We start from the raw sequence: 16,747 nt of genomic DNA on the forward strand, positions 1-16,747 counted from the left end.
GTAAATGAAAAAGTGGCAAAAAACAGCGATGTCATTAGGGCTAGCATCTACTATGTTGGTTCCTAGCTTTGCATCTGCATCGACGACACTGAACAATGCACAGGATTTTAAAGCAAATCAGCCCTATAATGTACTCAATCAATTAGATTTAACTAAATTAGAGAAGCACAAGCTTGCATACAAGCAGAAGACGGATGCGAGTGAGCAAATTAGTGAAGATACACTTGTGATTAAATATGAGTCTAAGTTAACAAATGCCATGCACAATCAAGCAGGTACGCTACTAGAACGATCCGTACCATTGCTAGGGTACGATATTGTAAAACTGAAAAAGGGACGCAACCTTGAAGATGCTGTTAAATATTACTCTTCGCTGGATCATGTTGCTAGTGTAACACCAAGTTATACATATGAAACAGATGCCATTAGCAATGATCCAAAATCCGAAAATATGTACCATCTATCTCTACTTGAAATTGATAAAGCGTTAAGCCTTGCAGGAGACCACGAAGTAACAGTAGCGGTTATTGACACAGGTATTGATGCCAATCACCCAGACTTGAAATCTCAAATTTTACCACCGTATAATGTCGGTGACCCGAACCATACAGCATCAGTAGATGTGCATAGCACACACGTATCAGGAATTATCGGTGCCGAAGCAAATAATGGTGTTGGTGGCTACGGCGTCAATCCGAATGCAAAGATTTTACCAATTGATGTGTTTGGAGGTATCTTCGTTAATGATTACGTGATTGCAGAAGGAATCTTGTATGCGATTGAGCAGGAAGTAGACGTCATTAACATGAGTCTGAGCTCACCTTTTCCAAGTCCTATTTTAGAGGAGGCTGTTGAAAAGGCGATTGATGCAGGAATTGTCATCGTCACCTCAGCAGGGAACACGGCTTCGGATGGATATCGTTATCCAGCTGCCTTTGATGGCGTCATCAGTGTTGGTGCGACCGATATGAATAACAAGCTAGCTGACTTTTCAAGCTATGGCGCGTACGTTGATATCGTAGCACCAGGTGTAGATATTTATAATACGGTATATGATTTTACGAAGCAAGCTTCCTCATACGCAGAGCTTAGTGGAACGTCAATGTCGTCGCCAATCGTTGCGGGTGTTGCTTCGCTCTTATTATCTAAATATCCTGATTTAAAGCCGCATGAGGTTGAAGCGATTCTAGAGCGAACAGCTAACGATTTAGGCGCTGAAGGCTATGATTTGAAGTATGCAAATGGCATAGTTAATCCTGTAGCTGCATTGCAATATGATGTGAATCATTTGCCTCAAGTGATAGATTGGACAGATGAGAGGGTATTAGCAGAAGCTACGACAATTTCCTCTGCTGAATATACACAAGAAGGAGCGCTCACTTCACCCGAAGAGGTGGATTGGTTCCGATTTGATCTAGAAGAAGGTCAAGCTGTTCAAACATCGTTAATGGGTGCGAGCCAATACGACTATGAATTAGAGCTCCGTTTCTTTCCTGAAGGAGCGACAGAAGCAACAGAAACAATTGAGATAAATGATGCATTCCTAGGGGGGCAAGAAGGCACGTTATATACAGCCCTTGAAAATGGAACATTGGCTATCGGAATTACTGATGCAAATGGTAACTATAATATAGAAGGAAAATCTCGCTACGAGCTGAAGCTTGAACGATTTGATGAGCTACATGATGATGGGTTGACAAAGAACAATATCGCGGCTATTTCTGAGTTGCCATTTAATAGTGACAATTTGGAAAATGCGCCACTCACTTTCATACCTGAAGCAGATAACAATGAGGAGTACAAAGCTGATAAAGACTATTTCACCTTTAGTGTTGAAGAGCCTGAAGTTGTTTCGATATCATTATCTGAAGTACCTGGTATTGACTCAACATTGAATATTTATTTTGCAGATGATTTCAATAGGGAAATTCCTGCAGACGTACCAGAGGAAGAACTCTTTATGTTTGAGCCATGGCCATTTGTTCGAGCAAATACTGGTCAAACAGGTGAGGGAGAGGTAGCTACCTTTGAGGCGATGCCAGGTATAGAGTATATTATTGAGGCTTCAAGTGAACCGGAGTTTGACTTCTTCTTTTATTTCTTTGAAGGTATAGAAGCACCTTCGGATGTCCTTCCTGCGTCAGCAGTACCATATCAGCTAGTAGCTGAAGTGGTCGATATTCCAGAGGATGAGGATGGCTATCCGATGATGGAAACATATGAGGAAGAATTGATAGAGGGGACGATTGATCAAGAGGAATATATTGCGTACAAAAAGGATGCTATAGAAGAAAATTCTATTTTTATTGGGTCTAGTTGGTCTGAATTCGACCCTGACGAAACTGAGCAAATTATTAGTTCTGCTATTCAATACAACATTGGTGACAATATTGAAGGGTATATTCAATACTCTGGTGACCGTGACTTTTATACGTTTACCGCTGACAAAAATGCAGTCTATCAATTTGAGTTTGAAAATACAAAAACGATGATGCCTTGGGTAGAGCTTTATGAATATGACGAAGAAAGTAATGAGCTGTATTGGATTGCGTATACTGACTTTTATTACGGTAGCATGGAAAACCGTAAAATGACTGTTGCGCTAGAACAAGGTAAGCAATATTACGTTAAAATTCAAAACGACCTTTGGCAGCCGTCGGCAGAACCTTATCAAATGTCATCAACAACCCTTGTCGATGTGGCACATGACGCAAATGAACCAAACGACAAGCCGATTTTAGCAACGATATTAAAGCCTGGTAGCTCAGTAAGTGGCTCGTTCATTCTTCCTAATGATGTGGACACGTATTACTATAAACATCGTAGCGATACGGAAGTATTAGGTATATCCTTAACGCCAAATCCATATTCAGAGGAACAAGAGCAAAGCTTACCACAAGATGTTAAGGGCGCGCTGTTAATGGAGGCTGTTATCGTTGAGGATACGAACGGTAATATGATGATTGATGATAGCGAAGCAGAAAAAGGAATGATGCTCATGCCAGGGTTCTTTAGTCCAGATGGAAAGATCCAAGGCTCATTTAAAGCAAAAGAGAACGTAGGATATATTATCGGAGCGATGAATTATACGTGGGATGGTTTATCAGTCCAAACATACGATATTTCGTTGTTCGAACCTAACACAGATGACGAGGATAGTAACTCGGTGGTAAGCAATCATGTTCCATCGGAGCCACTTCACTTTACAAAAGTTGAAGGAGCATATGAAGCTGTTGCTTACTTAAACGGTGGCGTCGAATTCGGTGACAAAGATTACTATGAATTTAATGTATCAAATGACGCAGCATTTGACGTGTCACTACAAGTACCATCATCAATTGATGGCGCTGTGACTATTTATGACAGCGAAGGTGATGTTGTGCAGGAAATCGACTTCTACGGAGTAGGTGACGAGGAAGTCGCTACAGTATCATTACAAGCGGGTAAATACTATTTTGAAGTGAAAGATGCCGCATCTAAATCAAGTAAAGAATCATATACTTTACGAGTAGCATTTAGTAAGTAGCATATAACATCATAAAAAGGTTGACTCAAAAGGGCAATGGCTCACAACGGTTCGTAATGAGAGTGAGCTATGACCCTATGAGTCACCTTTTTTTATTTTATGGCTCCAACCGTAAACTTGGTTGCTACAATGTTAGAACTTTATCATGTTAATGGAAGGGAAATGCAAACAAACACGGGATTTAGCATGTTTTTTGTGCGAAAGTAGGTACATAATATACTAGGGCATATGTAGTGAAAAGCTTGATGAGGATCTAATCGTGTAACATTTACTAAAACATAATGCTCATTTAGTAACATTCATTAAAGTCTATTAGCGACTGAGCATCATTTGTAGTAGAATAATAGAAAAAAGAGGAGTGGAGATATTGAAAAAGGTACTACCAGCGGCCTGTCTTTCGTCATTCATATTGCTATCAGGGCAGCCTAGCATACAAGCGGTCGCAGAGACAACAGCATCGATCGAAAAAGATGAGGTCGTGCAATTGACAACTGCTGAAAAGAAACAATTATTATGGGAGGTTGCTGTTGAATACGGTATTCCGCCTGAGATATTAAAGGCTATCGCACAAAAAGAAACGGATATGACACAATTTAATGAGGATGGCACGCCATATATTTCAGAGGATGGCGGCATCGGCATGATGCAAATTACTCTTACAGAGGAACAGCAGCTTACTAGTGACATAGACGTGGAGCGCTTAAAGACTGACCTACGCTATAATATTGAAGTAGGAGCAAGTATTTTAAAGGAGAAGTGGGAGTGGGATTTCCTGCCTATTATTAATGATCATGACCCTACTGTGATTGAAAACTGGTATTTTGCAGTAATGGCTTACAATGGACTATCAAAGAGGAATGATCCAAACTTTGAAGAGAATGAGCCGTACCAAGAGAAGGTCTTTCAATCCATTCGTGAAAATAGTTTACTAGATATTAAGGACATACCAAAAGTAGATATTACTTATGCTGATCCAGACAAGCCGGAGCTGATGACCTTTTCTGTAGCCTCTTATGATTGGCCCGAGCTAGCTACACAATCAACTCAATTATTAACGACAGGTGATCAAGTTTATACATTAAATAATGCTGCGTCATATTCATATATTCGTCATGATGTAGATGGTGAACATGCTGGCAATTTACCACACTATACCCCTTTAGAAATCGTGAGTGGACCTTTTGAAAGTGATAACGATGCAAACCATCTTGTTTATTACGAAGTAAAAGGGAACGGAGTAGACGCATACATATCATCTTCTAATCTTCAGCAAGGAAATGTTTCAGTTTTTCCTGATATCGAAGATCGTGAAGTAGCAGCAGCAGTTACTTATTTACAATTGAAGGGTATGATTTCCGGTCATGTAGACGGCACATTTAAGCCGGACGATACTTTATTGCGCAGACATGCTGCGTCTATCTTAGTGAAGGCTCTTGACTTAAAGCTACCTGAGGGCTATAAGATGAAGGCAACTGATATGGAACAGGGCGAACTAGGCTATGATGAGATGGTCATTGCTGAAGCTCATGGCATAATGGGTGTCGGCGGAAAGCTGCGTCCTAATGAATATTTGACGAGATCGCAAATATCTTCAATATTAGCTCGTACGTATACAGATACATACGAAGCAGCTACAACAAATGTAGCATTTATAGATATGGATGATACATATTGGAATTATGAGGATATTAATCTACTAGCGAATAATGGCATCACTGACGATCAGGCGTTTCGCCCGGAAGACGATGTTACGCGAGCTGAATTTTCACTGTTTTTAAAACGGACGCTTACACTTGAAAAGTAAAATATTTTAAAATATATATAGGTTAAGTCTAGATTGATACGTCTAGACTTTTTTTATAGTAGAATGGTAGAAAAAACAGGTGGTGTACATATTGAAAAATTTACTTCGGTTGTTTGTCATTTCATGTGTATTCATGCTTGCTTATACGCTTGACGTTGAAGCAGCAGTATTTGATGAAACGAAGACAACGACAGCAGCCCAATTTCAGTACGAGGATTATTACACGTTAATGCAAAGCTATACAGGTGATAGTGGTGTAACGATTGAAAGCTATAGCTCCAAATGGAAAACACAAGAGCAGCTTATTGAAGTTGAACAAGAGCTATTGCGTAATAAGCACGGTGAGGAGCTTGAACTATTAGGGAAGGTTGTTCTTCTCCCTGACTATCCTGCCGGAGACGAAACACTAGGACAGTATTTTGCACTTTATGAATTACGTGGAACAAAGTGGTCTCTTTTACCAGACAGGAAGATTTATTTATATGGTGTCGATGATTTCGCGACAGTGCCAGAAATTGCTCAGACATTATCGCATGAATATGGCCATCACTTTACATTTTATCATTTAATAGAAGGTGAGAATCTAGAGCCTGATGAGTGGATGAAAAGTCATTACGCTGAAGTTCGAAGCCTTTCAACAAATCACAAAGCTCATAGTGACGGGTCAGGGGATTATGTATGGGGGCTAGCAGAAATTTTGGCGGAGGATTACGTACAGTTATTTGGTACAGAGCTAGCCATTATGGATCATGCTCAATTAAATGGCATCATTCAGACCCCATTCGATAATGTTAATATTCAGGAATATTGGCGTGAAGTGCTCAATTCAAGCGAGTATGAAGTAAGGGAGCCGATGGATTTATATCTTCTTGATTACGAGAAGAACATGCGGGATAGTTCCTATTATAATTTGCAGTTCCATACCTCTTCAATAAGTAACAACCCAATCTTTTTAATTGGCCAAGACGGAGAAGGTATATATAAACCAATAACGATTGGTACAATTGAGACGAGTAGCCCATCAGCTAGTTGGTATAGTCCATCCGAGCTTCAAGCTAATCTTTCCTGGGTGTTTGATAGCTATACATTTAAGCGTGTTAAATTTATTACACGGCAGCATGAAGAGGTAGGATTTAACCGTGGCTCCGAGTCGTTAAGAATAACGTATAATAATATAGAAGAAAGTAAGATTACTAACGAGCAATTGAACCTTCAAAACAGCTTAACGTTTCTGGAAAAAAAGCAGCTATTATCAGAAATAGCCAATGAATATCGCATTCCAGCAGAAGTACTAAAAGCGATTGCATATGTTGAAACAGGCATGATGCAATTTGATGACGAGGGGCACCCGATCATCTCAGAGAACGGCGGGCTTGGTATGATGCAAATAAGGCTGTCTGATGAGGAAATGAATGAACGAGGGATTGATCGTCATCAATTAGAGACCGACACACGTTATAATGTAGAGGTCGCAGCACAACTGTTAAATGAATACTGGGAATCAAGCAAACTACCGAAAATTAACGAGCATGACCGAAGCATTATTGAAGACTGGTATTTTACGATCATGGCATATGACGGATTAACTAAGCAAAATGACCCGCATATTGAACATGAACAAGCCCCTTATCAAGAGCGTGTCTTTGAGGTTATTCGTGAGCATAGCTTAGTCGATGTTCAACAAATACCACCTTTTGATCTTGTTTATGATGATACTAATGCACCAGAACAACTAAGTTTTCCAACGATGTCCTATCAATGGGACGGGTTAATGACGCAAACAGCTCAGCCCTTCAGCAATGGTGACCTTGTATATACGAACAATGCTCATGCATCCTATTCGGAGTTTAGCGATGAGCTCGATGGAGACACAGTGAAAAACGTCTTTGACTACACACCGCTTCAAATAATTGCAGGACCCTTTGAAAATAACGACCCTGCGATCCATTATGTATATTATGAAGTGCTAGGCAATGAGATGGGTGGCTATATCGCATCGGTGAATGTACACAAAGGTAATGTCACGATCTTTCCAGATATTGAGGATGATGACCTGGCAGCAGCGGTCTCGTATTTACAAATGAATGAGGTCATCAATGGCTATGAAGATGGCACTTTCAAACCAAATCATACACTGCTTAGAAGACATGCAGCGGCAATCATAGTAAGAGCACTTGATTTGAAGCTTCCAGAAGGCTATGAAGTAAAAGCAACAGATATGAATATAGGTGATTTAGGCTATGAAGCAATGGCTATCGCTGAAGCAAATGGCTTAATGGGTGTAGGAGGAAAGTTGCGTCCGAATGAATATGTAACGAGATCACAAATCGTCTCTATTTTAGCCCGTGCCTATACAGATAAATATATTCCTGCTAAAACAAACAAGATCTTTACGGATATTGATGAAGCATATTGGAACTATGAAGATATTAACCTATTAGCAAATAACGGCATCATTCCTGAGCAGACCTTTCGACCGGCGGACGACATTACACGTGCTGAATTTGCGCTATATGTTATGCGAACGATGCTTCTTGAATAGCATCAAATATAAAAGCGATACTCCCTCGGTGGAGTATCGCTTTTTAGCTTTTGAGAATTGTATAGGTAGCATTCTTTAGTCATGATCAATAACGATGTATGACTTTATTAAACAACAATTATGTAATAGTTGAAAATTCTTAGTACAAGGCACGATAGAGAAATGCTGCAAATTGAGAACGGTTTATTTCCGCGTCTGGCTTGAATGACTGATCTTCATATCCTGTTGTAATGCCTGAGGCAGCGAGCCTTTGAATGGCATCGTATGCCCAGTGTGATGCATCAACGTCAGTAAACTCAATCGGTTCTTTCGCCTCTTCTAGTGAAAACAGCGTAGCAAACCATGTTGCAAGCTGTGCTCTCGTGAGACCATTGTCTGGGTTGAAGTTTCCTTCCTCACCACCGTTAATTCCTAGTTCTTGCAATGCGTTAATCGCACCTACAGCCCAATGATCACTTGATACATCCTTAAATGTTTCCGTTCGGTTAGACATATCTAAATTCTTTGCTACAGCAAGTAATGCGGCTACATCAGCCTTTGTAATAATTGTTTCCGGATAAAAATAGCTATCCTCATATCCAATGATTAATCGATCTTTAGCCAATGTTTCAATTTCGTTATACGCCCAGTACGTCGTCGGTATATCATGGAATGAAGCTACTTGTAAATCATATGAAAGGTAACGTCTTGCACCTAAATAACGAGCTTTCCAATAATAAGGGTCATTTAAAGAGCTAATTGAGACACCCTTACCATTTTGAGAATGAATAAATTGATCATCTCCAATATAAATGCCTGAATGAGATACGCCACTACCGCTCGTATTAAAAAACACGAGATCACCGATACGGAGATTAGCTCTATCTACTGTTACTCCACTATTGTATTGCTCACCAGTTGTTCTCGGTAAAGAGATCCCAGCTTGACCAAGTACGGTACGTACATAACCTGAGCAATCAAAGCCACTCACAGTTGTGCCACCGTATTTATATGGAACACCGATATATTTTTTGGCAGCAGGCATTAACACGTCATAATTTTGCGCTGCAGCATATGTACTTATCGTATTAGATAAAAATACAATAAATAATGTAACTATTATGAAACTAAAACGTCTAATAATATGAATCACCCCATCACTTGGAAAATTACGCATCGTTTGCTAAATTTCTACACATAATTTATCTTATCATATTAATCTATTGACTTAGTTTACAGTTTTGTAACAATTAAACTGAAATCATAGTAATAAAACCCATCCTAAATACATATACTGAAATGTTCATATCTAGTATCAACTAATAATAGTAGAAACGATGTATCATTTATTTGTTAGACAAACCACGTCTTAGGTATAAACTTATAAATTATTTTTGGCAAATTTTAAAAAAAGCAATTAAACTCTTGCATAAACTGACATTTCTTGTAGAATAGTAGTTGTAAGACTAGTATCTGTTTATGGTAATAAATTGTTAACAGGAATTCGTTGACATTTGTTCCTGAAATAATTATACTAGTACTTGTTTATAATTGGATTTAAGAGATTTATAGCTTACTAACACGACTTATTAAGTACATATTCTCTTAAATTGAATTACCTTAAATTTAGAATTACAAGTAGCAAAAGGGAGGAAATTATCTAATGGCTTACCAACCAAAGTCTTATCGTAAATTTTTAGCTGGATCTGTGTCAGCTGCTTTAGTAGCAACTGCAATCGGACCAGTAGCAGCAAGCGCTGAAAGTGCTAGCTTCTCTGATGTGTCAGCTGACCATTGGGCACATATGTACATTACTGAACTAGCAAATGAAGGAATTATTAACGGGTTCCCAGACGGAACATTCGGACCTCAAGTTGAATTAACTCGCGGTCAAGCTGCGAAATTATTCCAACGTGCTCTTAACTTAGAAGTTCCTGAAGATTTAACTTCTTTTGACGATGTAGCAGACTCAACTGACGAAGAGCTTAAAGAAGCTGCTGCTGCAGTAAAAGCTGCTGGAATCTTCAAAGGTAGCAACGGTGTATTCGGAGCAAGCGACACGTTAACTCGTGCTCAAATGGCTTCAGTTCTTGTTCGTGCATTCGGCTTAGAAGCAAATGACGAAGTTGAAGTTACTTTAACTGACTTAGACTTAATCGATGAGTCTCACAGAGAGAACGTTGCAATCTTATTCCAAAACGGTGTTACAACTGGTAAAGAAGACGGAACTTATGATGGAAGCGGAAGTGTACCACGTGCTAACTTCGCAGCATTCTTATACCGTTCATTAAACATGGAAGCATCAGCAATTTCTGAAGTAACTGTTGTAGATAGCACGACTATCGACGTAGTATTCAACAGCGTACTTGAAGAAGTTAATGTTGAAGACTTCACTTTTGACAACGACCTTGAAGTATTAGAAGCTGAAATTCTTGTAGAAGAAGAAGCTGGCGAAGAGGAAGTTGAAGCAGCTGCTGAAGGCATGACTACAGTACGTCTTACTACTTCATTACAAGAAGATGGTGTTGAATATACACTTTCTTACATGGGAGAAGCTGTAGATACTGTAATTGGATTTACTCCTGTAGATCCTGAAGTTGTAGCTGTAAATGCTCTTAACTTAAAACAAGTTGAAGTAGTTTTCAATACGCTTAATGATATAGATGAAGATGAGTTATATGATGCTTCAAATTATACATTTGTAGATGAAGATGATAATGAAATTGAAGTGAGTGACGTTGAAGTAGATGGTACTACTGCTGTTCTTGTATTAGATTCAGCTGCACCAAACCAATCAACTTTCACACTTGAAATTGGTAGCTCTGTTATTGATACGGAAGATACAGAGATTACTTTCTTCGATACAACTATTCCAGAATTAGTTGAATCTAAAGTAGTAGGAAATGACACAATTAAGTTCATTTTCAGTGAGCCGATTAAAACTCATGATGAAGATGGCAATGCATTAGACTTGACAGATGCATTCGAATTTGGGAACAATGATTTCTTTGTTAAATCAGTAACTCCTGTAAATGCTGCTGAGACTGAGTTTAATGTTGAATTATATTCTGAGTTAGAAGAAGGTAAACTTCAAGTTTCTATTGATAACTCTCTTGAAGACTATGCAGGATTTAACTTAGTTGCAACAAAATTTGAAATTGATGTAGTTGAAGATACAGAAGCTCCAACTGTAGTTGATTACAAAAATGCGACACCATTTGGTGTAACATTAGTATTTGATGAGGATATTGCATTCACAGATGATGCTGATTTGATGAAGGATTTCTATCATACAAACAGCAAAAATACTGTAGTAACTGATGCTGAAATTGTGAACGGAAATGAATTGAAGTTAACGTTTGCAAATGGTGTAAATGAAGATGCAGATAATGCACTTCCACCAGGAACTGCATACATTTATGTAGATGGCGAAGCTATCGTTGACTTATGGGATAATGTTAATGAGAACCAAATCCGTTTTGCGGTTGAGGTTGATGTTGACACTACTAAACCTGAAGTAGAAGATATTACTGCTGTGAGTGAAAGTAAGTTTGAAATCGAATTTACTGAACAACTTGAATCAGTAGACAAAGATAACTTTACGCTTCTAAAAGATGGCGACGAAAAGAAATATATTAAAAAAGCATACTTCAAGGCTGATTCAGAAAATAAAGTTGTTGTACTTGAATTTACTGATGCACTATCAGGTGAATATAGTCTTGTGATTGAAGATCTTGAAGACTTATCTGGCAATGAAATTGATACAGTAACAGAAACTTTCAATGTTGATGATTTAACAGCTCCTGTAATCAACGAAGACTTCACAGCTAAATTATATAGTGCTGATGAAGACATTCAAAAGTTAGTTGTTGATTTTGGTGAGTCAATGGAAGTAGAAGGGGAATATTCGATTGTTGATCTAGAGAAATATGTTCTTATAGATGGAACAACTGAAATCCACTTAGACGAAGTTGATGATGTGAAAATTAAAGCAACAGACAAGAACACGAAAGTTGAAATATTAATTCCTGCAGATGAGCTAGACCTAGATAAAGATGGTGGTTATGACCTTAAGGTTGCAAGAGTTGCTGATGCTTCAGGTAACAAGACAACTAAATTATTAGATTCAGTTAAGTCATTTGACGATGCAGGACATGTTCGCTTTGACGGCGATGTTGAAGCAATCGCATCAGATGAACTTGTAGTTACATTTAACGATTATGTTAAATTCAAAGAGCAAGACTTAAAAGTAGTTGTTGACCCAGCTGGTCAAGCTATAGAACTTACTATAAGAGATTCAAAAGTAAGCACAAATGATGATGACAATACAGTTGTAACATTAAAATTAGCTGAAGATCTAACAGCAGCAGGACTATTTGACGAAGATGCTGATCCTACGACTCAAGATCTTAATGTAGTAGTTGAGGTTCAAAAGGACCTATCTGAAAACGGATATGGTGAAACATTAGAACTTACTGATTCTGCTAATGTTGTAGATGGTATCGTTCCTGAACTTGATGCTGATAATGTATCTGTTGACGATACTACTGGTGAAATTACTCTAACGTTTACTGAAGATATTAATGCTCTTGATCTTGTATTAGCTAGTAGAGAATTTATCATCACTGATGATGAAAATGATACTTTATTAGCAGGAGTTGACTATCTGTTAGCTGCTGGTGTAGAGGCAAATGAACTTGTAATTCAGCTTCAAGATAACAATAAAGATTATGCAACTGATTGGGCTGGAACATTAGATATTGAAACTGTTGAATCAATTAACTATATCTCAGATGGTCGTAATGAGTTAGCAGCATTTGATGATTTAGAAGTTGAAGTTGATACAGAAGCAGCAACAAATGCAGCAGATGTAGCAGCAGATGAAGTTGCATTGGATGCGGCGGCATTAGCATTTAAGGTTGGAAATGAAGAAGATACTTTAGCACCAGCAATTGAGCTTGTAACAACTGGGGCTAATGGAAGTACAATTACTTGGGTTTCAGGTACGGCAGCTAACCTTAGTAATGCAGGTGTAGTTACGCGTAAAAATGCTGGAGATGGTACTGAAACTGTTGTGTTTACAGCAACAATTACTAAAGGTACTGCTCAAGAAACTGCAGTATTTAGTGTTGCAATTCCTGATGCAACTGACTTAGGTGGCACAACATTCGGAGACGTAGTAATTACTAAACCATAAATTTTCATTAATAGTTTAGACTGTCGAGTAAAACTCGACAGTCTTTTTTATGAACTAGAAAACCCCTAGGCTAGGTGTAGGGTTCCAATAAGCTTTCCGCTTGGTATAAAAAACTCTTATGTGTCTGAATTATTTTGGTTCGCTAACAATGTCAGTATACGTAGAAGTTTTTTGTTAGAAGAGACTAATAGTCTAGCACACACGAAAGTTACTAATTAGATAACAAGTATATTTTGAAAATACTACCGGAACCAACAGTTGTTTAGCATGCTCTATGGGTATAATTATGAAGTGCTCACTTTCATCTCCAATTCGCTTTTAATCGGAAGATAATAAAAAAGCAAACCTAGTAAAAGTAAAACTAGGCTTGCTTCTTCGTACATATCTTTTTGAAGTTATCTTTCTATTTGATTAAGAATTATTACTAATGTATTTTTCACTCTTCTTAGCAGAAACTGATACTTCAATGTCACTAACAACATTGTTGTGTAAGTCAGTGATTGGTATCAACTGCTCAACATACTCACCAATAAGGTCTTCAACTTCGTCTCCATTTAAATCTACGATAAGGTAAACAATTTCTTCTTCTACAGTAGTAGATTCAACCTTATACCTTCCTCCTCCAACTTCAAATGACAGTCTAGATAATGTATCATCATCGATTTCCTCTGTGAAGGTCATACTAATAACAGCTTTTTCGTCATCACCTTTTAATGAATGGACATATACTTCATCCTCCCCATCATCTTGAGCTATTTCAGGGGCTATTTTATCATTTATGAGTGCACTTTCAATCTCTAATACTTGCCCAAATCGATTAGTAGTAGACGGCTTTTTAGTAGTAGTAATATATACGTTATCACCACGGTATGTTGCATCATGGTCTAGCTCATTTGCTATCGTAAATGTTAATATCGCTTCATCGTCTTCCATATCCAAATCAAAATTATCTATCGTAAGGATTTCGTTTGAATCAGCCTTCTTATCATCATCCTTATCTACAAAAAGATCAAAATCATCTACATCGAAGTCATAGAGAGGCTCATCAAAAGTGACTTCAATCGTATTTATTGTTGAAGCGATAACATGATCCTCTCCAATTGTAAACGTGTCAGTAGAGTCAAGCCTAATAATATTTGATAGGCTATCAGTACGATTACCATTTTTATTAGCAACCATTGCTACTGAGAGGCTTATATCATCTAAATCATGTTCTTCAATTGCTTCAAAAATTTCTTCAAAAAAGTCCTCGTATTTTTCAGATAATGTCCCATTCTTTTTAATAACAATTTCAAGTTTCTCTCCACCATCGTATGGGTTCATATCAATATTAATATTACTATCTTCATCTAACGTTTCTAATAGCACAGATGTATTATCAGTTGCTAATTCGTACTTACTCAAATCCTCAATAGAATATTGACCACTTGTTGCCATTTTCTCGTTAAAATCAATAATGAAAAACAGCTCATCGTCATTGACAAATACATTAGCTGTAAAGTCTTGTGGTGGGACTTCGCTGCCAGCTACAAATGTATAGCTGTTTTCATCTAATTCATTGCCAAATAAGTCTTGTATATCATAAGCTTTAAATGTGTATTCACCTTTGGTAAATTCGCCATAACGTGTATCAAGCGTTACGATATACACTTGATCATTATAAGAACTTTTTTCTACTTCAACCTTTTTAGTAGTGATCTCATTCCCATCATCATCGTAGACGGTAAGATTTTCATCTTCTAAAGCTGTTTCGTTATTAACTGGTTCTGAAAAAGTTACAAGTAGTTGAACATAGCTGCTTCTTGCTTCATCCTCTTCAATCATTTCAACAGCTTCAATAATTGGAGACGTTTCATCATCCTTTAAAATGATTCTCTCTGTTATGCTATTATTTTTATTCCCCCATAAATCAGCAACGACAGCCGAATCAACGTAAATTTCAGTTTGATCATCTGTAATTAATTGTTCATGATCAAATATAACAACGATTTCTCTTTCATTTTTTTGATACACAACTTTTGCATCAATGGAACGGCTTGAATGGTGAAAGCTCTCCTCTATATCATTGTCGTCATCAAGCTCAATATCTTTATTAAAAACTAGAGTATATTGATTAGGATAAACATTACTAATTTTTTCTAATGTAGGCTTTGATTCATCATATTCTACTATAAACGGAATAGAAGACTCCTTCACTTTAAAGTTAGCATAATCACGTATCTCATTATCGAGAGTTAGCGTATGTTCTCCTTCTTCTATGTTTGAATATAGCTCTATGTTTACAGCTTTCCCGTTATCAGCTACAGTCATTGATTTAATAGAAAAATTATTATCATCAATGTCAAACGCTGACTCTATGTCCCTATTCGTAATTTCTTCCCCATGTATTGCATCAAAATCCATTGCTTCAGAGAAAATTACTTTAAGGTTGCGTTTACTAACCGCTGTAACTTCAACGACCTCTGGTATATGGGTATCCAAAAAGTTAACATCTTTTGCGTATTCTTCACCGGTTATCGTTTTATCAATTGTAATAAAAGCATTTGAGTTATTTTGTTGGATTTTCTCAAGTGTGATGACGATTTTGTCTTTATAGGCTCTAACTTGAGCTATATCGATATCGTCACCTTTTGAGCTAGCTATCTCATAATATCGTTCATTTTCTAGTATGTCTCTATTATACCTGTCATGATTCAAATCAATCTCAATTTGACGCAAATTCGACGCTTTAACACCCCTTATCTCCAAAGGACCGTCTTCTATAAGTACTGTTGTATATATTTTTTTTCCACTACCTGCTATGGAACCAGTTAGCTCGTAAACGCCAGGTATTGAAAAGTCAAAGTTTTCATTATTCCAGTTAACTGTTGCTTCACCATCTCTACCATCAGAGTAGGTTACTTCCACAGTCTCAGGTAAAATTACCGCTTCACTTATATCAAATGTCATGTCAGGAACCCGCTCAACAGATTGTATTTGGTAGATAGACCGATACATAAATGCCGCAAATTGTCCTCGCTTTACCGCTTCCTTAGGCGCATATGAACCATCATTTTTTCCTGTTGTAATGCCATTTTGAAATAGGACTTTTACCGCTTCGACATATTCAGCGTCGATGTTATGTAGGTCCGTTAAGGTGACATCCACATCATTATTTTCTTGTAAATCAAATGCCTTCACGAGCCACATAGCCATGACATCTCTCGTAAGGGGTGCACCTGCATTAAATACGTTTTCACCATTTTCCTTTAAGAGGTCAGCACTCTTCATCGCTGCGATGTAATCTGCAAATTCTGAGCCTGGAAGTATATCAGTATACTCTCCAATTAACTCATCGACATTATTCGGAATTTCAAGCTGGAGTGCGCGGGTAAAAAGCTTAGCTGCTTGTCCTCTTGTTAACGCTTGATAAGGTTTAAACGTGCCGTCAGGATAGCCGGTAATAATGCCTTTTTCAACAAATGTTTTTACCTCTGTATAGAATGTTTCGCCCTCTTTTAAATCTGAAAATGAAACCTCTGCATGTATTGAAGCTGGTACAGCTACGCTCGTGACGAGAGCAGCTGATAAAGCTGATGCTACAAATTTTTTATAACTCAAATGGAAATACCTCCTTAAATTTCGTTAAAAACTAGTAATTACCAATTTAAGAATACTACAAATCTAGTCATATTTAAAGCAATCTAGTAAGCTATTAGA

6 protein-coding genes are annotated in these 16,747 nt (G+C 37.7%); 4 read left to right on the forward strand and 2 right to left on the reverse strand.

The genetic code is table 11. The features are described 5' to 3' along the window. Positions 1 to 4: 4 nt before the first annotated feature. From V1503_RS11630 to V1503_RS11640, 3 genes are all read left to right on the forward strand, one after another. Positions 5 to 3,526: a S8 family peptidase gene (locus V1503_RS11630; RefSeq protein ID WP_410627059.1), complete on the forward strand. Its 3,522-nt coding sequence runs from the start codon at positions 5 to 7 to the stop codon at positions 3,524 to 3,526. A 367-nt stretch (positions 3,527 to 3,893) separates the two neighbouring features. Then, entirely contained in the window at positions 3,894 to 5,330 is a 1,437-nt protein-coding gene (locus V1503_RS11635; protein WP_410627062.1) for an S-layer homology domain-containing protein, read from the forward strand. A 91-nt stretch (positions 5,331 to 5,421) separates the two neighbouring features. Continuing rightward, a complete protein-coding gene (locus V1503_RS11640) occupies positions 5,422 to 7,872 on the forward strand; it encodes an S-layer homology domain-containing protein (protein ID WP_410627064.1) in 2,451 nt (816 codons plus the stop codon). Positions 7,873 to 8,011: 139 nt separating this feature from the next. Here the strand turns inward: V1503_RS11640 and V1503_RS11645 are convergent, their stop codons facing one another. Continuing rightward, positions 8,012 to 9,028: a C40 family peptidase gene (locus V1503_RS11645; RefSeq protein ID WP_410627066.1), complete on the reverse strand. Its 1,017-nt coding sequence runs from the start codon at positions 9,026 to 9,028 to the stop codon at positions 8,012 to 8,014. A 486-nt stretch (positions 9,029 to 9,514) separates the two neighbouring features. Here V1503_RS11645 and V1503_RS11650 point away from each other — a divergent pair, with 486 nt between their 5' ends. Continuing rightward, entirely contained in the window at positions 9,515 to 13,048 is a 3,534-nt protein-coding gene (locus tag V1503_RS11650) for an S-layer homology domain-containing protein (protein WP_410627068.1), read from the forward strand. Between the two features lie 411 nt (positions 13,049 to 13,459). Here the strand turns inward: V1503_RS11650 and V1503_RS11655 are convergent, their stop codons facing one another. Continuing rightward, positions 13,460 to 16,648: an S-layer homology domain-containing protein gene (locus V1503_RS11655; protein ID WP_410627070.1), complete on the reverse strand. Its 3,189-nt coding sequence runs from the start codon at positions 16,646 to 16,648 to the stop codon at positions 13,460 to 13,462. Positions 16,649 to 16,747: the final 99 nt, after the last annotated feature.

Origin of the sequence: Nanhaiella sioensis, assembly GCF_046557775.1 — a bacterium.
Taxonomy (GTDB): Bacteria; Bacillota; Bacilli; order Bacillales; family SM2101; genus Nanhaiella; species Nanhaiella sioensis.